This window comes from Kitasatospora sp. NPDC093102 (genome assembly GCF_040683915.1).
GTDB lineage: Bacteria > Actinomycetota > Actinomycetes > Streptomycetales > Streptomycetaceae > Kitasatospora.
In genome coordinates this window covers 312,242-330,992 of sequence record NZ_JBFBFA010000003.1, presented here as the reverse complement: position 1 = coordinate 330,992, position 18,751 = coordinate 312,242, and the positions used below count along the sequence as shown (strand labels likewise).

Below are 18,751 nucleotides of genomic sequence, written 5' to 3'. Positions count from 1 at the left end.
CGTGGAGCGAGGCGGTGGGCGTCAACTGCCGGCCTCCAGGTCGGGGACGACCTCCCTCAGCTGCTCGACGCTGATCGCACCGGCCCTCAGCAGGACCGGGATCTTGCCGGTGACGTCGACGATCGACGAGGTGGCGCAGTCCTCGGCCGCCCCGCCGTCCAGGTAGACCGAGATCGCGTCGCCGAGCTGGGACTGCGCCTCGTCGCAGGTCAGCGGGGCGGCCCCGCCGATCCGGTTGGCGCTGGAGACGGCCAGCGGGCCGGTGGCGTTCAGCAGTTCGATGGCGACCGGGTGCAGCGGCATCCGGACCGCGACGGTGCCGCGGGTGTCACCGAGGTCCCAGCGCAGCGAGGGCTGGTGCCGGGCGACCAGGGTGAGCCCGCCGGGCCAGAAGGCGTCGACCAGCTCCCAGGCCTGCTCGGAGAAGTCGGTGACCAGGCCGTGCAGGGTGGTCGGCGAGCCGACCAGCACCGGCGAGGGCGTGTTGCGGCCGCGGCCACGGGCGGCCATCAGCTCGGCGACGGCCTCCGGGGAGAAGGCGTCCGCACCGACCCCGTACAGGGTGTCGGTGGGCAGCACGACGAGTTCGCCGCGTCGGATGGCCGAGGCGGCCTCGCGCAGACCGGTGGCGCGGTCCCCGGCATCGGCACAGTCGTAGCGGCGGCTCATCGGTGCGGTCCCCTTCCGGAGTGGCTCATGGCGTTACAGCGCAGCCTTACGCGCCGTCGTACGGTGCTCGATGTTCACGACCCGACCCTCCGGGCCGTCGTACTGTGCTCGACGGTTCACGACCCGACCCTCCGGGCGGTCGTACTGTGCTCGACGGTTCACGACCCGACCCTCCGGGCGGTCGTACTGTGCTCGACGGTTCACGACCCGACCCTCCGGGCGGTCGTGAAGCGGGGGCGGTTGTTCAGGTCGCGGTGGTCGGCGGTGTCCGTCCAGCCGTGTTCCTCGTTGAAGATCCACGGCACCTGGCCGCCCTGCTGGTCGGCGTGCTCGATCACCACCGCGCCGCCCGGGCGCAGCAGTCGGGCCGCGACCCGCTCGATGCCGCGGATGGTGTCCAGGCCGTCCTCGCCGGAGAACAGCGACATCTGCGGGTCGTGGTCGCGGGCCTCCGGCGCGACGTACTCCCACTCGGTGAGCGGGATGTACGGCGGGTTGGAGATGACCAGGTCGAAGCGGCCGTTCCAGGAGCGGTCGTCCTCGAAGGCCTTGGTGGCGTCACCGGCGTGCAGGGTGACCCGGGCGCGGTCGGGGCTGGCCTCGATGTTGCGCCGGGTGTACTCCAGCGCGCCCTCGTCCAGTTCGAAGGCGTGCACGGTCGAGCGCGGCAGCTCCTGGGCGAGGGCAAGGGCGATCGCGCCGGAGCCGGAGCACAGGTCCACCACCAGCGGCTCGGCCACGTCCATGTCGCGCACCGCGTCTATCGCCCACTCGACGACCGTCTCGGTCTCCGGCCGGGGCACGAACACCCCCGGGCCGACCTCCAGTTCGAGGTAGCGGAAGAACGCCCGCCCGGTGATGTGCTGGAGCGGTTCGCGCGCCTCCCGGCGGGAGACCGCCTCCCAGTAGCGGGCGTCGAAGTCGGCGTCCTTCACCGTGTGCAGCTGGCTACGCTTGACGTTGTGGACGTAGGCGGCGAGCTCCTCCGCGTCGAAGCGCGGCGACGGCACGCCGGCCGCGGCCAACCGCTGGGTGGCCTGGGCCACCTCGGCGAGCAGCAGGTTCATCCGTACGACCTCTTGTTTCTGCGCTCCGGCTTCGGGCGAAACGCGGGCTGGGGCGCGCCGGTCTCAGTTCTCTTGGGCTGCGGCGAGCTTGGCCGCCGCGTCCTTGTCGACGCAGGACTGGATCACCGCGTTCAGGTCGCCGTCCAGGACCTGGTCCAGGTTGTACGCCTTGAATCCGGTGCGGTGGTCCGAGATGCGGTTCTCGGGGTAGTTGTACGTCCGGATCCGCTCGGAGCGGTCCACCGTACGGACCTGGCTGCGGCGCGCGTCCGAGGCCTCCCGCTCGGCCTCCTCCTGCGCGGCGGCCAGCAGCCGCGAACGCAGGATGCGCATCGCCTGCTCCTTGTTCTGGAGCTGGCTCTTCTCGTTCTGGCAGGACGCCACGATACCGGTCGGCAGGTGGGTGATCCGGACCGCGGAGTCGGTGGTGTTGACCGACTGGCCGCCGGGGCCGGAGGAGCGGTAGACGTCGATCCGCAGGTCGTTGGCGAGGATCTCGACCTCGACCTCCTCCGCCTCGGGGGTGACCAGCACGCCCGCCGCGGAGGTGTGGATGCGGCCCTGCGACTCGGTGGCGGGGACGCGCTGCACGCGGTGCACGCCGCCCTCGTACTTCAGCCGGGCCCAGACGCCCTGGCCGGGCGAGCCATCGGGGTTCGTCCGGGCGCCCTTGGTCTTCACGGCCACCGAGACGTCCTTGTAGCCGCCGAGGTCGGACTCGTTGGAGTCGATGACCTCGGTCTTCCAGCCGATCCGCTCCGCGTAGCGCAGGTACATCCGGAGCAGGTCGCCGGCGAACAGCGCGGACTCCTCGCCGCCCTCGCCCGCCTTGATCTCCAGGATGACGTCCTTGTCGTCGCTCGGGTCGCGCGGCACCAGCAGCACCCGCAGTTCCTCGGTGAGCTCGTCCCGGCGCGCCTCGGAGTCCTTCACCTCGGCGATGAACTCCGGTTCTTCGGCGGCGAGTTCGCGCGCGGCCTCGATGTCATCGCCGGCCTGTCGCCACTGCCGGTAGACCCGGGTGATCGGGGTCAGCTCGGCATACCGCTTGGCCAGCTTGCGGGCGTTGGCCTGGTCGGCGTGGACGGACGGGTCGGCCAGCCTCTTCTCGAGGTCGGCGTGCTCGACGAGGAGCTCTTCGACTGCCTCGAACATGGGGGGTGGCCTTCTTCCCGGGGACTCGGAAACGTGTTTGGGGTGGGGAACGCGCGGGAGGACGCGAACGGCGCCGGTTCCCAGCGCCCCCGACAACGAGTACGGGGGCACCGGGAACCGGCGCCGAGGGAGCGCTAGGCCTTCGCGCTGTGCTGCTTGCCGAAGCGGGCCTCGAAGCGGGCCACGCGGCCACCGGTGTCGAGGATCTTCTGCTTGCCGGTGTAGAACGGGTGGCACTGCGAGCAGACCTCGGCGCGGATCTCGCCACTGGTCTCGGTCGAGCGGGTCACGAACTCGGCGCCACAGGTGCAGGTCACGCGGGTGACCACGTACTCGGGGTGAACGTTGGGCTTCAAGGGGATCTCCTAGGTTTCGGGAGGGCACCGGGTCGGCGGCTGGAGTGCCGCACGTGAACCGGGACCGACGGACCAGTCTGCCAGGACCGGCCGCATCTTCCCAAACCGGGGGCCACCCAGGGATATTCCGGGGGACGTTCCGGACGGCGCTCAGCGCACCGCGCCGGCCTTCGGGGCGGCCTTCCCGGTGCTCCGCGCGGCCGCCGGGGGAGCTGCTCCGGGGGCGGCCTGGGCGGGGTTCTCCGGCTGCGCGGAGACGACCGCCGACGGGAACGGCCGGTCGGCCTTGAGCGCCGCCCAGACCTGGCCGCCCTGCGGCTGCTGCTGGACCACCCGGTTCGGGTCGCCGGGGGCGGTCTCCACCGGCAGGGTGACCATGCTCAGCTGGTCCGGGCCTATCCCCTTGAGCTCCTGGGCGAGCCCCACCAGCGAGTTCACCGAGCCGAGCGCGGAGTCGGTGGTGATGCTCCTGGTCACGGTGTCGCCGATCGACCACAGCTTGACCGGGTTGGTGAACAGCCCGGTCCCCCCGACCTGCTGGAGCAGCGACCTCACCATCTGCTTCTGGAGCTCGATCCGGCCGAGGTCGCTGCCGTCGCCGACGCCGTGCCGGGTGCGCACGAAGGCCAACGCCTGCTGCCCGTCCAGGTGGTGCTCGCCGGGCGGCAGGTCGAGCCCGCTGTCCTTGTCGTGGATGGCCACCGTGGTGGTCACGGTGGCCCCGCCTATCGCGTCCACGACCCGGGCGAAGCCGGCGAAGTCGACCTGTAGGTAGTGGTCCATCCGCAGCCCGGTGAGCTGCTCGGTGGTCTTGACCGCGCAGGCCGCGCCGCCGCTCTCGAAGGCGCTGTTGTACATCGCGCGCTTGGCGCCGGCCACCGGCTTGCCGCTCGCGTCGGTGCAGTCGGGGCGGGTGACCAGGGTGTCGCGCGGGACCGAGACGACCTGGGCGCGGGAGTGGTCCTGGTTGATGTGCACCACCATCGCGGTGTCCGAGCGGGCGGTGTCGCCGGTGTCCCCGCCGGCCATCGAAGCGTTGTCGCCGGCCCGCGAGTCGGAGCCGAGCACCAGGATGTTGAAGGAGCCGTCGGTGGCGGCCGGCGGCCGGGCGTCGCCGAGCCGGCCGTCGATGTCGACACTCCTGATGTTGCCGTTGAACCTGAAGTACCCGAAGAGGGCCGCACCGGCGCCGAGGACGACGAGCGCGGCGAACGCGCAGGCAGCCGTCCGCAGGACTTTGCGGCGGCGGCTCGGGATCCTCTTGTGCTCGGCCATACGGTCCAGAGTAAATCGGACAAGATGATCCAAACGCCCCCAAGTTGTCCCGACTCTGGAACAAAACGGTCCGGACGCACGGAACCCCGGACCGCTCGCGCGATCCGGGGTTCCGTGCTTCGACAGCCGTCCGGCTACGGTCAGTCGCCGGAGCCGGGGGTGGTCTTGGCGATCTGCATCAGGAACTCGGCGTTGCTCTTGGTCTGCTTCATCTTGTCCAGGAGCAGCTCGATCGCCTGCTGCGAGTCGAGCGCGTGCAGCACCCGGCGCAGCTTCCAGACGATGGCCAACTCCTCGTTGCCGAGCAGGATCTCCTCCTTGCGGGTGCTGGAGGCGTCCACGTCGACGGCCGGGAAGATGCGCTTGTCCGAGAGCTTCCGGTCGAGCTTGAGCTCCATGTTGCCGGTGCCCTTGAACTCCTCGAAGATCACCTCGTCCATGCGCGAGCCGGTCTCGACCAGCGCGGTGGCCAGGATGGTCAGCGAGCCGCCGTTCTCGATGTTGCGCGCGGCACCGAAGAACTTCTTCGGCGGGTACAGCGCGGTCGAGTCGACACCACCGGACAGGATGCGGCCGGAGGCCGGCGCCGCCAGGTTGTAGGCGCGGCCGAGGCGGGTGATCGAGTCCAGCAGGATGACCACGTCGTGGCCCAGCTCCACCAGGCGCTTGGCACGCTCGATGGCCAGCTCGGCGACGGTGGTGTGGTCCTCGGCCGGGCGGTCGAAGGTCGAGGAGATGACCTCGCCCTTCACCGACCGCTGCATGTCGGTGACCTCTTCCGGACGCTCGTCGACCAGGACGACCATCAGGTGGCACTCGGGGTTGTTGTGGGTGATCGCGTTGGCGACCGCCTGGAGCACCATGGTCTTGCCGGTCTTCGGCGGCGCGACGATCAGACCGCGCTGGCCCTTGCCGATCGGCGACACCAGGTCGATGATCCGGGTGGTCAGCACGCCCGGGTCGGTCTCCAGGCGCAGCCGCTCCTGCGGGTACAGCGGGGTGAGCTTGTTGAACTCCGGACGGCCGCGGCCGCTCTCCGGGTCCATGCCGTTGACGGAGTCCAGCCGCACCATGGCGTTGAACTTCTCGCGGCGCTCGCCCTCGCGCGGCTGGCGCACCGCACCGGTGATGGCGTCACCCTTGCGCAGGCCGTTCTTGCGGACCTGGGCGAGCGAGACGTAGACGTCGTTCTGGCCCGGCAGGTAGCCGGAGGTGCGCACGAACGCGTAGTTGTCGAGGATGTCGAGGATGCCCGCGACCGGGATCAGGACGTCGTCCTCGCCGATCTGCGGCTCGACGGTGCCGGCCTCGAAGCCGTCGCGGCCACGGCGGCCACGGCGGTCGCGGTAGCGCCCGCGCCGGCCCCGGCGGCCCTCGCCGAACTCGTCGTCCTCGTAGCCGCCCTGCTGGGCCTGCGGCTGCTGGGTCTGCTGGCCCTGGCGGCCCTGCGGCTCGGCCTGGCCGCCCTGCTGCTGGCCGCCGCCCTGCTGGGACTGGCGGTCGGCGCGCTCGCGGCGGTTGCGGCGGTCGCGGCGCGACTCACGGCCCTCGCCGTCCTGGGCCTCGCCGCCCTCCTGACGCTCGGTGCGCTCGGTGCGCTCGGTGCGCTCGCCGCCCTCACGGCGCTCGCGCCGCTCACGGCGGTCGCGACGGCTCTCGCGGCTGTCCTCACGGCCCTCGAAGCCGCGGGTCTCGGCCGGGCGGGCCTCGGCCTGCTTCGGCTCGGCGACCGCGACGGTGGCGGCCTCGGCCGCGGCCTCGCCGGCCGGGGCGGTGGGGGCGCCGGCGGCCGCGGTGGCGCGGCGGCGGGTGCGCTCGGTACGGGCGGGCGCGGCGGTCTCCGCAGCGGCCTGGACCGGGATCTCGATCTGGGCCTGCGACTCGGCGGCGGCCTCGGCCTCGGCGGCCTTGGCGGCGGCCTTGGTGCGACGGGCCGGCTTCTCGGCCGGGGCGGCCTCGGCGTCCGCCTTGGCGGTGGTGCGCTTGGCGGCCGGGGCGGCGCCACCGGCGGCGAGCAGCGGGTCCCCGCCGCTCTTCTCCTTGATGGTCTCGATCAGCTGGCTCTTGCGCATGCGTCCGGTACCGGTGATGCCAAGGTCCGCGGCGAGCTTCTGGAGCTCGGCCAGGACCATGCCGTCCAGGCCCGCGGCGGCACTGCGGCGGCGCCGCGCCGGGGCAGCGGGGGCGGCGGCTGCGTCCGACGCGTCGGCGTCCGGGCGCGCGCCCATCAGATCGGTGGAGTCGCTCACTAAGGGTCCTTCCCTGGAGCGGACGTCGGCCTGTCTGGCTCGGCGACCGGTTGTGCTGTCCTGACCAACGCTCGACTGCGTCGGTCCGAGGCGGTGATCCCTCGAATGGCGGGAGCCCGTCGAGGGAGAGCTACGTACGAGGTGCGGTGCATGAAGCACGGTGGTGCTGAGTGGCGCGTGGGCCGGTCGTGTGTCGACCTCCCCTGAGGGCGTAACCCCCACGCTCCCTGCGAATCCCGGGCCCCCGTCGCGTGACGGTGGCCCGCGCTCCGCCCGTCCTGGCCTCTAGGTGGGAGGCCGCGGGTGGGAGTCAGGTGCCGTCACGGCTTCGGGATGCGGCCGCATGTCGCGCAGGCAGGCTGCGTACGCGCTGCGGTGGGCTCCCGGAGAATCGTCGCCCCGTGCATCGCCGGGACTCCACTGCCGTGGAGTGCTGGGATCGGGACGCGCGCACCTAGCCCCGGAGGGCACCTGGTGCAGCAATGAGGTTAACACTACCGACCCCCTCAGACATTCCCCAGCCTTGCGCTTGCCAATCGTGTCCGTCGGACCCGGCTCGGCAGGGTGCCGTCGCCGGGCCCCGAGCGGCCCGTTCGGGCTGCTCAGACGTCCAGCGGGAGCACGACGGCCCCGGTGCGGTCGACGTCCAGCCGGTGCGCGGCGAACGCCGGGTCGCCGCCGTGGCCGTGGTGCCCGGCGAAGGAGAGCACCTTGTCGGCGCCCGCCTCGTCGGTGAGCGCCAGGACGGTCGGGCCGGCCCCGGAGACGACCGCGGGGACGCCCTCGGCGCGCAGCGCGCCGACCAGGGCGGCGCTGTCCGGCATGGCGGAGGCCCGGTAGTCCTGGTGCAGCCGGTCCTCGGTGGCGGCGAGGAGCAGCTCGGGACGCCGGGTCAGCGCCTCCACCAGCAGCGCGGAGCGGCCGGCGTTGACGGCCGCGTCGGCCAGCGGGACGGTCTTCGGCAGCAGTCCGCGCGCGGTCTCGGTGAGCACCTCGCCGGCCGGCACGAACACCACCGGGACGACCTGCTCGGACGGCTCCAGCGTGATCGCCCTGGCCGACTCCTCGTCGGTCCAGGCGATGGTGAAGTTGCCGCGCAGGCAGGCCGCGACGTTGTCCGGGTGGCCCTCCAGCTCGGAGGCGAGGGCCAGCAGCGCGTCGTCGTCCAGCGCGGACGGGCCGCCGATGGTCACCGCACGGGCGGCCACGATGCCGGCGCAGATGGCGGCCGAGGAGGAGCCGAGGCCGCGGCCGTGCGGTATCCGGTTGGCGCAGACCACTTCGAGGCCCCGCGGCTGGCCGCCGAGCCGGTCGAAGGCGGCACGCATCGAGCGCACCAGCAGGTGGCGCTCGTCGCGCGGCAGTGTGTCGGCCCCCTCACCGGCGATGTCGACGGAGAGGCCTGAGTCGGCGACCCGGACGACCACGTCGTCGTACAGACCCAGCGCGAGCCCGAAGGCGTCGAAGCCCGGGCCGAGGTTGGCGCTGGTCGCGGGAACCCTGACCCGGACGGCGGCGGCACGGAACGCAGGACCGGCCATGCGGTGGACTCTCCTGGGGAAATCGGGCGGCGCGGAGCGCGTCGTCGGTGCGAGGGTGGGGAACGGACCGCGGCCCCTCGGGGGCGGGCGGTCCCGGCGGTCGGCGCGGCCCGGACCCGCCGGGCCCGGGGCATGTGCCACACGGCCGAAGCCAGAGTATCGAAGAGAGGTTCCCAAGCGGTACACCCCGTGGGCCTTCGATCTGGTGTGTTGCCGGTTCTGGCCGGAATGCACACCCCCCTCTGTCAAGGAGAGGCATGGAAACGGATCGCAATGCGAAGCTCAATTGACACAAAAGTGTCAGTGGAGAACTCCGACGGGCCGACCCCCGAAAGGGTCGGCCCGTCGACGCGTCAGACCCCGTTACCGGTCGAGCAGTCCGAGACTGCGGGCGGCCGCCTCCGGGTCGACCGGGACGATCTGCGGCTGCGGCGCGCCGGCCACCGCCCAGTCCGGGTCCTTCAGGCCGTTGCCGGTGACGGTGCAGACGATCCGCTGGCCCGGGTCGACCAGGCCTGCCTCCGCCTTGGCCAGCAGACCGGCCACCGAGGCGGCCGAGGCGGGCTCCACGAAGACGCCCTCCTGCGAGGCCAACAGCCGGTAGGCGGAAAGGATCTGACGGTCCGTCACCTTGTCGATGAGGCCGCCGGACTCGTCCCGCGCGGCAAGCGCGAAGTCCCAGGAGGCCGGGTTGCCGATCCGGATCGCGGTGGCGATGGTCTGCGGCTTGAGCACCGGCGCGCCGTCCACGATCGGGGCCGAGCCGGCGGCCTGGAAGCCCCACATCCGCGGGGTGCGGGTGGCGAGGCCGTCCGCAGAGTACTCCCGGTAGCCCTTCCAGTACGCGGTGATGTTGCCCGCGTTGCCGACCGGCAGGACGTGGACGTCCGGGGCGTCGCCGAGCATGTCGACGATCTCGAAGGCCGCGGTCTTCTGGCCCTCGATCCGCGCCGGGTTCACCGAGTTGACCAGCGCCACCGGGTACTTCTCGGACAGTTCACGCGCAAGGGTGAGGCAGTCGTCGAAGTTCCCGTCGACCTGGAGGATCCTGGCGCCGTGCACCAGCGCCTGGCCCATCTTGCCGAGGGCGATCTTGCCCTGCGGGACGAGCACCGCGGAGACCATCCCGGCCCGCACCGCGTACGCGGCGGCGGAGGCCGAGGTGTTGCCGGTGGACGCGCAGATGACCGCCTGCGCGCCCTCCTCCTTGGCCTTGGAGATGGCCATCGTCATCCCGCGGTCCTTGAAGGAGCCGGTCGGGTTGGCGCCCTCGACCTTGAGGTAGACCTCGCAGCCCGTGCGCTCGGAGAGCACCTGGGCGGGGACCAGGGGCGTGCCGCCCTCCAACAGGGTGACCACCGGGGTGGCCGCGGTGACCGGCAGGCGGTCCCGGTACTCCTCGATCAGGCCGCGCCACTGGTGGGTGTGCGCGCCTCGGACGACGTTCTCGGCAACGGCGTTCATGGCTGGTTCCTTATTCCCCTTCGACCCGCATGATGCTGGCCACGTCCCGCACGCTGTCCAGCGCGCGGAGCTTGTCGACCGTCGCCGACAGTGCGGCGTCGGTGGCACGGTGGGTGACCACGACGAGCGAGGCGTCGCCGTCGCGGCCCTGCTGGCGCACGGTGTCGATGGACACGCCGTGCTCGGCGAAGACGGACGCCACCTGGGCGAGCACGCCCGCGCGGTCGTCCACGTCCAGGCTGACGTGGTAGCGGGTGACCACCTCGTCCATCGGCTTGGCCGGCAGCCGGGTGTACACCGAGTCACCGGGACCGGTCGCGCCGGCCAGCTTGTTGCGGCAGACCGCGACCAGGTCGCCGAGCACCGCGGAGGCGGTCGGCGAGCCGCCCGCGCCCGGGCCGTAGAACATCAGCCGGCCGGCCGCCTCGGCCTCGACGAACACCGCGTTGTACGCCTCGCGGACGGAGGCCAGCGGGTGCGACAGCGGGATCATCGCCGGGTGGACGCGCGCGGTGACGGACTCGCCGTCCGCGGCCCGCTCGCAGATCGCGAGCAGCTTGACCACGCAGCCCATCTCCTTGGCGGAGGCGATGTCGGCCGCCGTCACCTCGGTGATGCCCTCGCGGTAGACGTCCGCCGCGGTGACCTTGGTGTGGAAGGCGATGCCGGCCAGGATCGCGGCCTTGGCGGCGGCGTCGAAGCCCTCGACGTCGGCCGTCGGGTCGGCCTCGGCGTAGCCCAGCGCGGTGGCCTCCTCCAGCGCCTCCGAGTAGCCGGCGCCGGTGGTGTCCATCTTGTCGAGGATGAAGTTGGTGGTGCCGTTGACGATGCCCAGCACCCGGTTGACCTTGTCGCCCGCGAGGGACTCGCGCAGCGGGCGCAGCAGCGGGATCGCGCCCGCCACCGCGGCCTCGTAGTACAGGTCCACCCCGGCCTCGGCGGCCGCGGCGTGCAGCTCGGTGCCGTCCCTGGCGAGCAGCGCCTTGTTGGCGCTGACCACCGAGGCGCCCCGCTCGAAGGCGGACAGGATCAGCGATTTGGACGGCTCGATGCCGCCCACCACCTCGACCACCACGTCGATGTCGCCCCGGTTGACCAGGGCCTCGGCATCGGTGGTGATCAGGTGCTCGGGGACGCCCGGGCGGGTCCGCCCGGCGCGGCGGACCGCGATCCCGGCCAGCTCGACCGGAGCACCGATGCGAGCGGCGAGGTCGTCGGCCGTCGTCGTCATGATGCGCGCCACCTCGGAGCCCACCACACCACAACCCAGCAACGCCACCTTCAGCGGGCGCGTACGCATCATCCGACTCCGCTCTGCATTCATCGTGCTTCGGTATTTCCGGCGGGTTTTCCGGGACCGCCGGGAACTTCGGTCTCTACCAGTCTCCGGGACTTTCCGTACGGATCTACGGTCGTTCCATGATCTGAGACGAGGATTTCGTCATCCGATATCCAGACGCAGGAGATCCTCCTCCGTCTCGCGCCGGACGATCACCCGTGCCGCACCGTCCCTGACGGCGAGCACGGGGGGCTTGAGGGCGTGGTTGTAATTGCTCGCCATGGAGCGGCAGTAGGCCCCGGTGGCGGGCACCGCGATCAGGTCGCCCGGGGCCAGGTCGGCCGGCAGGAAGGCGTCCCGGACGACGATGTCGCCGGACTCGCAGTGCTTGCCGACCACCCGCACCAGCATCGGTTCCGCGTCACTGGTGCGCGACACCAGGGCCACCGAGTACTCGGCGTCGTACAGCGCGGTGCGGATGTTGTCCGACATCCCGCCGTCCACGCTGACGTAGGTGCGCAGGCCCTCCAGCGGCTTGACGGTGCCGACCTCGTACAGCGTGAACGCCGTCGGGCCGACGATCGCCCGGCCCGGCTCCACGCTCAGCCGGGGGGCGTTCAGGTTCGCGGCGGCGCACTCGCGCCGGACGATGTCGGCCAGCGCGGCCGCGATCTCGGCCGGCTCGCGCGGGTCGTCCTCGCTGGTGTACGCGATGCCGAGGCCGCCGCCGAGGTCGATCTCGGGCAGCTCGACGCCGTGCTCGTCGCGGATCTGACCCAGCAGGCCGACCACCCGGCGGGCGGCCACCTCGAACCCGGCCATGTCGAAGATCTGCGATCCGATGTGCGAGTGGATGCCGCGCAGCTCCAGGCTGTCGTGGCCGAGGACCCGGCGCACCGCCTCGGCGGCCGCTCCCCCGCCCTCCCGTCGCCCGCCATCACCCTCAACCGAGCCGCTTCGCGGCGCAGCCAGGCTCAGTGACAGCCCGAACTTCTGGTCCTCGTGCGCGGTGGCGATGAACTCGTGGGTGTGCGCCTCGACGCCGACGGTGATCCGGATCAGCACCTGCTGGCGCACGCCCTGGCGGGCGGCGATCGCGGCCAGGCGCTCGATCTCCGCGTAGGAGTCGACCACGATGTGCCCGACGCCGGTCTTCACCGCGTGTTCGAGTTCGTCCACCGACTTGTTGTTGCCGTGCAGCGCGATCCGCTGCGGCGGCATTCCGGCGGCCAGCGCGACCGCCAGCTCGCCCGCGCTGCACACGTCGAGGTTGAGGCCCTCCTCGTGCAGCCAGCGCACGACGGCCTTGGAGAGGAACGCCTTGCCGGCGTAGTAGACGTCCGCGTCGGTGCCGAAGGCGTCCCGCCAGGCGCGCGCCCGGGCCCGGAAGTCCTCCTCGTCCAGCACGTAGGCGGGGGTGCCGAACTCGGCGGCCAGCCGCTTGACGTCGACGCCGCCGACGGTGGCCACGCCCTCGGTGTTCCGGGCGACGGTGCGCGACCAGACCTTGGGGTCGAGCGCGTTCAGGTCGGCGGGCGGGGCCTGGTAGTGGCCCTCGGGCAGGACGTCGCCGTGACGGGGGCCTGCCGGGTGTGCGCTTCGACTCATGCTCGTGATCCTTCGAGACCTATGGCGAGGGGCGGCGACGGTCCCCGTTGACCGTCAGCCGCCCCCGCTGTGCGCTTGGGGGTGGTGCCTACATCCGCTCGGGCGCCGTCACGCCCAGGAGCGTGAGCCCGTTGGCGAGCACGGTGCGCGTCGCCTCGACCAGCCAGAGCCGGGCGCGGTGCGTGTCGTTGAGCTCCTCGTCGCCCTTGGGCAGGAACATGCAGTTCTCGTACAGGCGGTGGTACTTGCCCGCGAGCTCCTCCAGGTAGCGCGCGACCCGGTGCGGCTCGCGCAGCTCACCGGCGGTGGCCAGCACGCGCGGGAACTCGCCGAGGTGGCCGAGCACGTCGGACTCCCACTCGGTGGCGAGCAGCTCGGGTTTGAACTGCTCGGCCGTGCCCTTGTCCACGCCCAGCTCGGCGGCCTTGCGGGCCACACCGCACATCCGGGTGTGCGCGTACTGGACGTAGAAGACCGGGTTCTCGTTGCTCTGGCTGGTCAGCAGGTTGATGTCCAGCGTGATCGTCGAGTCCGTGGAGGAGCGCGCCAGGGTGTAGCGCGCGGCGTCCACGCCGATCCACTCGACCACGTCGTCGATCGTGATGATGTTGCCGGCCCGCTTGGACATGCGGACCTCTTCGCCGTCGCGAAGCATCTTCACGAACTGGCCGATCTTCACCTCGATGTTGTGGTTCATGTCGTCGCCCGCGCAGGCCGAGATGGCCTTGAGGCGGTTGACGTAGCCGTGGTGGTCGGCGCCCAGCATGTAGAGCGCGACCTCGGCGCCGCGGTCCCGCTTGGACAGGTAGTACGCGGCGTCGGCGGCGAAGTAGGTCTTGTCGCCGTCGGCCTTGATCAGGACGCGGTCCTTGTCGTCGCCGAACTCCGTGGTGCGCAGGAAGACCGCGCCGTCCTGCTCGAAGACGTGGCCCTGCTCGCGCAGCCGGTCGATGGCGTTCTCGACCGCGCCGGAGTCGTGCAGCGTCTTCTCCGAGAACCACACGTCGAAGTGGGTGCCGAACTCGTCCATCGAGCGCTTGATCTCGGCGACCATGAGCTTGAGGCCCTCGGTGCGGAAGACCTGCAGCTGCTCGTCCTCGGGCAGGTCGAGCACACCGGGGACGGCGCCGGTGATCGCCTTGGCGATGTCGACGATGTACTCGCCGACGTACCCGCCCTCGGGCACCTCGCGGCCGTTCGCGGCGGCCTGGAGCGAGGCGGCGAACTTGGTGATCTGCACGCCGGCGTCGTTGAGGTAGTACTCGGTGGTGACGTCGGCACCGGAGGCCCGCAGCACGCGCGCCAGCGAGTCGCCGACGGCGGCCCAGCGGACGCCGCCGATGTGGATCGGGCCCGTCGGGTTGGCGGAGACGAACTCCAGGTTGATCTTCAGGCCCTTGAGGGCGTCGTTGCGGCCGTAGGCCTCGCCCGCCTCGACGACGGTGCGCGCCAACGCACCGGCGGTGGCGGTGTCCAGGGTGATGTTCAGGAAGCCCGGACCGGCGATGTCGACCTTGGCGACGCCGGTGATCCCTCGCAGGCGGTCGGCCAGCACCTCGGCAACGGCTCGCGGCGGCTTGCCGGCCGCCTTGGCGAGCTGGAGGGCCACGTTGGTCGCGTAGTCGCCGTGGTCCCTGTTCTTGGGCCGGTCGACCGTCACGTGCTCGGGCACGGCGACGGCCAGCTCGCCCGCCTCGACGGCGGAGCTCACTGCGGCCTGGATTGCCTGGGAAAGGTCTGCGGGGGTCACGACGCCAAGCGTAGGCGAGACGGGGTGCCCGCCCGCCACCCGGTTTACCGGTTGAGACGCCGGTTCGCCGTCGTTACGGGGTCTCAGCCGCGATCGGTGCGCTCTGTTCGCTCAGAGCGAACTGCATCGGACGGCGGGGCGGGCAGTTCGCCGGGCCGTCCGACGGCCTGTTCGCCGGACGGCCCGGCGGGGTGCCCCTTGAGCCGCATCAGGCGGCGGACCAGGGCCACCAGGTCCGCCGGGTCGAACGGCTTGCCGAGGTAGCCGTCCACCCCCACCGTCTCCCCCAGGTCGAGGTCCGCCGGGGTGCAGGCGCTCACGATCGCGATCGGCAGTCCACTGGTGTCCGGGGTCGCGCGCAGCCGGGCCGCCGTCCGCAGGCCGTCCAGCCGCGGCATCACCACGTCCAGCGTCACCACGTCGGGCCGCACCCGGCGGATGACCTCCAGGCACTCGGCGCCGTCGGCGGCGGTCACCACCTCGAAGCCTTCGAGCTCCAGGTTGACCCTGATCAGCTGGCGGATCGCCTCGTTGTCGTCCACCACGAGGACCCGCCCGGACACTCCCGACACCTCACCGAGGGTATCGGCGGCCCCGCCGCCCCGTCCGGCCTTTGGGCACTTCCGCTCCCCCTCCCGTCGGCGCCGTCGGCGAGAGGATCTTCGGGGAAACCCGTGCACGGACCACGGCCGAAGCCTGATAGTGTTCTCACGTCGGAAGCGCGAGTGACCGACAGGCCAGCAGGCCCCCGTAGCTCAGGGGATAGAGCACCGCCCTCCGGAGGCGGGTGCGTAGGTTCGAATCCTACCGGGGGCACTTCGCAACAAGTGCTGAAAGGCTCAGGTCAGCGGATAGTTACCGCCAGCCTGGGCCTTCGTCATGTTCCGGGCCGGTTCAGTCCCGTGCCCCAGCCGCGCTCTTGGGGTCCTCCGGAGCTCCGGTGCCGGCAGCCAGGTTGTTGCCGGTGTGCCGGAGGCCGCGGAGCCGGATGCCGGCAGGACACCGGCCAGAACCGCTCGACCGCCCTCAGCGCTTCGGTGCGCGCTTCCGGACGAGTGCGAGCGCCGCGTAGCCGGACAGCACGAACAGCAGGCCCCAGAACACGCGCAGTACGACGAGGGACACCCCGAGCATCGCCACTGCCGCAGCAGCCGACTGCTGGCGGATCTCCAGTGGTGAGCGTCGGCTGGCGGACGGCCGAACCAGCTGACGGCCGGTGAATACCTGAACGAGGTTGATCAACCCCACAAGACCCGTGACTACTGCAATGGCTGTCCACACCCGCAGAAGCGTAGTCTCCACAGCCGTCCACCCCCGCCCGGGGGGACCAGTGGAGTCGATCCACGGATCCGGGCCTTCGTCAGGTTCGGGGCCGACTGGGGCCGGGTGGGGCCCGGTTCGGAACCGGGCCCCCGCAGAGGCTCAGGCGGCGGCCGTCTCGGCCTGGGCGTACAGGTCGGTGATGGTGTGGTCGAAGTAGGCGCCGTAGGAGACGTCGTCGGTGTCGCCGCCCTGCTGGTAGCCGCCGATCGCGCCGACCACGTCGCCGGTGGCGGTGTTGATCCAGGGGCCGCCGCTGGTGCCGGACGGGTAGGACGGGCACTGGACGACCCGCTCGTAGGCGCTCTGCTGCCCGGTGGTGTTGGTGCACAGGATGGGCGTCTCGGAGTCGGCGGGGTAGCCGTAGAGGCGGACGGTCGCGCCGAACGGCTCGTCGGCGCCCAGCCGGTTGCCGCCGACCACGTCCTCGACGTTGCGGCCGTTGCTGGGGGCGGTCTCCAGGATCGCGAAGTCCTCGTCCACGTCGCCCTTCTGGGACCAGCCGGCGGTGGTGTGGATCGCGGTCACCTGCCAGGTGCCGTACGGGGCGGAGCCGTCGCGGTAGCCGGGGGCGAAGGTGACCCCGTCGGTGCTGCTGAGGCAGTGCGCGGCGGTCAGCAACAGGTTGCCGGTGGCGCTGTGCAGCACGCTGGCGGTGCAGAAGTGCTTGCCGGCCGCCGGCGCGCCGCTGAACAGCGCGCCGACGGTCTCGCTTTCGCGGTCGTCCGCCGGAGCCGGGCCGGTGGTGCCGAGGGTGACGGGACGGGTGGCGGGGGTGGTCGCCGACGGGGCCGGATCGGGCGTCGCCGGCGCGCTGGCCGGGCTCGCGGCCGCGGAGGGCGTGGGGGCCGTGACCGGGGCCGGTGCCGTCGGATCGGTGACCGGGGCGGGCGCGGCGGCGGCGCGGGTGCTGCGGGCCGCCTTCCCGGCGGCCGTCACGTCGGACAGGTCCAGTCCGTGCGTCCCGGTCAGCACCGCGGCGACCGCGACCGCGGACAGCGCGGTGAACAGGGACGGGACCAGGAGTCCACGGCGGCGCAACCTCTGGCGGCGGTGCTTGCCCATGCCTGTTTCTCCTGCCGGGGCGCGATCGGGGGTGGCGTTCGGTCAACGACTATGACGCCTCAGCCTGGAAAGGGTGTGACCGACTCCTTGGAGCTCGATGAGAAACCCGTCGCCCGCCCGCGCCCCCGGCGTCACCGGCCGGCGAGCTTGCTGCACATTTCAGTCCGGTCGCTCCACCCCCGCCTCCGCCCGCACCTCGCTCGCGGGCCGGACCTCGGCCCTGACGTCGGCCGCGTCCGCCGCCCGCAGATCCGTCGGCCGACCGCCCACGGCCCGTACGGCCGCCGCTTCGGTTTCCGCCCCCGCCCCCGCCTCCACGGCACCGGCCTCGACCGCGGTGGCCTCGCCGGGCGCCGGCCGGTGGTCGATCATCAGCACCGCGACCAGCGCGGCCAGCAGCAGCACGCCCATCGCCACCCGGGTCGCGACGACGTAGCCGTGCACCGCCCCCTGGGCCTGCACCGCCGGGTCGGAGGCGACCCGGGTGGCCAGGAAGCTCGCGGTGGCGCTCGCGGCGACCGTGTTCAGCAGCGCGGTGCCGACCGAACCGCCCACCTGCTGGGCCGAGTTGATGGTGGCCGAGGCCGCGCCGGCCTCGTTCGGGGCGACCTTGAGGGTGGCCAGGCTCATCGCCGGCATGAACACCAGGCCCATGCCCGAGCCGATCAGCAGCTCGGCGGGCAGCACCAGGGCGGCCCACGGGCTGTCCACCCGCATCCGGGTCAGCCAGGCCATGCCGGCCGCGGCGAGCAGCAGTCCGGGGCCGATCAGGTTCCGGGACGGCACCCTGGTCATCATCCGGGCCGCGAAGCCCGTCGAGCTCAGCACGATGGCGGCCGTCATGGGCAGGAAGGACAGGCCGGACACGACCGGCGAGAAGTGCTTGATGGCCTGCAGGTAGTAGGTCAGGAACAGGAACAGGCCGAACATGCCGGTCATCGCCAGGCCGACGGAGAGCGCGCCGCCGCCGCGGTTGCGGTCGGCGACGATGTGCACCGGCAGCAGCGGGTGCGCGGTGCGCCGCTCGACCAGGACGAACACCGCGAGCAGCGCCACGCCCAGGACCAGCGAGCCGAGCACCAGGCCGTCGCCCCAGCCCCGGGTCACGGCCTCGGAGGTGCCGTGGACGATCGCCAGCAGGCCGCCGCAGCCGAGCAGCGCCCCGGGCAGGTCCAGCCGCATCCGGCGGCCCTTCTCGACGCGGTCGCGCTTCAGCACGCTGAACGCCGCGACGGCGGCGACGGCGGCGATCGGCACGTTGACGAACAGGCACCAGCGCCAGTCCAGGTACTCGGTCAGCAGGCCGCCGGCGATGAGGCCGATCGCGGAGCCGCCGGCGGCGATCGCTCCGAAGACGCCGAAGGCCGTACTGCGTTCCCGCGGATCGGAGAAGGTGGTGGAGAGCAGCCCCAGCGCGGAGGGGGCGAGCAGGGCGCCGAACGAGCCCTGGAGGGCACGGGCGCCGAAGAGCATGGCCGGGCCGACCGCGGCGCCGCCGAGGGCGGAGGCGAGGGCGAAGCCCAGCAGGCCGACGGTGAAGACGCGCTCGCGGCCGAAGAGGTCGCCCAGCCGGCCGCCGAGCAGCAGCAGACCGCCGAAGGCGAGCGTGTAGGCGGTGATCACCCACTGCCGGTCGGCGTCCGAGATGCCCAGGTCCCGCTGGGCGGACGGCAGCGCGATGTTCACGATGGTGGTGTCGAGCACGATCATGAGCTGGGCGGTGGCGATGACGGCCAGCACCCACCAGCGGCGACGGCCCGCGTCCTCATGACCGGTGGCGGTTTGCACAGTCACTGGCCGAACCTCCCGGAGTGGGGCGGAGAGGTCACGCAATCGCCTTCCAGCCAAACCCCGGCCCGGACGGATGGCAAGGAAAAATCTCCCCAAACCGGACCTTCGGGACGAACGGATCAGGCCCCCGGGACTCCGGACCGAGTCCCGGGGGCCTGGTTC

Annotated in this window: 15 protein-coding genes and 1 tRNA gene; 1 reads left to right on the top strand and 15 read right to left on the bottom strand. The window is 72.0% G+C overall.

Translation table 11 applies throughout. The features are described 5' to 3' along the window. Positions 1-21: 21 nt before the first annotated feature. From AB0O11_RS07130 to AB0O11_RS07075, 12 genes are all read right to left on the bottom strand, one after another. Positions 22-669 (bottom strand): L-threonylcarbamoyladenylate synthase, encoded by a 648-nt coding sequence (locus tag AB0O11_RS07130; protein WP_363382680.1) that lies wholly within the window; start codon positions 667-669, stop codon positions 22-24. Between the two features lie 200 nt (positions 670-869). Continuing rightward, on the bottom strand, positions 870-1,736 hold the full coding sequence (gene prmC / locus AB0O11_RS07125; RefSeq protein WP_363382678.1) for a peptide chain release factor N(5)-glutamine methyltransferase: 867 nt from the start codon (positions 1,734-1,736) through the stop codon (positions 870-872). 63 nt (positions 1,737-1,799) lie between these two features. After that, positions 1,800-2,891: a peptide chain release factor 1 gene (gene prfA / locus AB0O11_RS07120; RefSeq protein ID WP_363382675.1), complete on the bottom strand. Its 1,092-nt coding sequence runs from the start codon at positions 2,889-2,891 to the stop codon at positions 1,800-1,802. Between the two features lie 134 nt (positions 2,892-3,025). After that, positions 3,026-3,247 (bottom strand): 50S ribosomal protein L31, encoded by a 222-nt coding sequence (rpmE, locus tag AB0O11_RS07115; protein WP_153462614.1) that lies wholly within the window; start codon positions 3,245-3,247, stop codon positions 3,026-3,028. Positions 3,248-3,397: 150 nt separating this feature from the next. Beyond that, positions 3,398-4,522: an LCP family protein gene (locus AB0O11_RS07110; RefSeq protein WP_363382673.1), complete on the bottom strand. Its 1,125-nt coding sequence runs from the start codon at positions 4,520-4,522 to the stop codon at positions 3,398-3,400. 140 nt (positions 4,523-4,662) lie between these two features. Next, positions 4,663-6,771, bottom strand: a complete 2,109-nt coding sequence (gene rho, locus AB0O11_RS07105; RefSeq protein ID WP_363382671.1) for a transcription termination factor Rho — start codon at positions 6,769-6,771, stop codon at positions 4,663-4,665. 602 nt (positions 6,772-7,373) lie between these two features. Next, positions 7,374-8,312: a homoserine kinase gene (thrB, locus tag AB0O11_RS07100; RefSeq protein ID WP_363382669.1), complete on the bottom strand. Its 939-nt coding sequence runs from the start codon at positions 8,310-8,312 to the stop codon at positions 7,374-7,376. Between the two features lie 363 nt (positions 8,313-8,675). Beyond that, positions 8,676-9,776 (bottom strand): threonine synthase, encoded by a 1,101-nt coding sequence (thrC, locus tag AB0O11_RS07095; RefSeq protein WP_363382667.1) that lies wholly within the window; start codon positions 9,774-9,776, stop codon positions 8,676-8,678. A 10-nt stretch (positions 9,777-9,786) separates the two neighbouring features. Continuing rightward, entirely contained in the window at positions 9,787-11,079 is a 1,293-nt protein-coding gene (locus AB0O11_RS07090; RefSeq protein WP_363382664.1) for a homoserine dehydrogenase, read from the bottom strand. A gap of 138 nt (positions 11,080-11,217) precedes the next feature. After that, positions 11,218-12,663 (bottom strand): diaminopimelate decarboxylase, encoded by a 1,446-nt coding sequence (gene lysA, locus AB0O11_RS07085; protein ID WP_363382662.1) that lies wholly within the window; start codon positions 12,661-12,663, stop codon positions 11,218-11,220. Between the two features lie 88 nt (positions 12,664-12,751). Beyond that, positions 12,752-14,413 carry an arginine--tRNA ligase gene (argS, locus tag AB0O11_RS07080; protein ID WP_363382659.1) on the bottom strand — a complete coding sequence of 554 codons (1,662 nt, stop codon included), beginning with the start codon at positions 14,411-14,413 and terminating at the stop codon, positions 12,752-12,754. Positions 14,414-14,496: 83 nt separating this feature from the next. Continuing rightward, a complete protein-coding gene (locus tag AB0O11_RS07075; RefSeq protein ID WP_363382656.1) occupies positions 14,497-14,985 on the bottom strand; it encodes a response regulator in 489 nt (162 codons plus the stop codon). 172 nt (positions 14,986-15,157) lie between these two features. Here AB0O11_RS07075 and AB0O11_RS07070 point away from each other — a divergent pair. After that, positions 15,158-15,229: transfer RNA gene (locus AB0O11_RS07070), tRNA-Arg, on the top strand. Between the two features lie 210 nt (positions 15,230-15,439). On the opposite strand, the gene AB0O11_RS07065 is transcribed toward AB0O11_RS07070, so the two are convergent. The 3 genes from AB0O11_RS07065 to AB0O11_RS07055 form a co-directional block, all read right to left on the bottom strand. Continuing rightward, the gene (locus AB0O11_RS07065; RefSeq protein ID WP_363382653.1) at positions 15,440-15,694 is read right to left on the bottom strand and encodes a hypothetical protein; all 255 of its coding nucleotides are present in this window, start codon (positions 15,692-15,694) and stop codon (positions 15,440-15,442) included. A gap of 141 nt (positions 15,695-15,835) precedes the next feature. Next, positions 15,836-16,798, bottom strand: coding sequence for a serine protease (locus AB0O11_RS07060; RefSeq protein ID WP_363382651.1), 963 nt, complete (start codon positions 16,796-16,798; stop codon positions 15,836-15,838). A gap of 159 nt (positions 16,799-16,957) precedes the next feature. After that, positions 16,958-18,586: an MFS transporter gene (locus tag AB0O11_RS07055; protein WP_363382983.1), complete on the bottom strand. Its 1,629-nt coding sequence runs from the start codon at positions 18,584-18,586 to the stop codon at positions 16,958-16,960. Positions 18,587-18,751 lie beyond the last annotated feature (165 nt).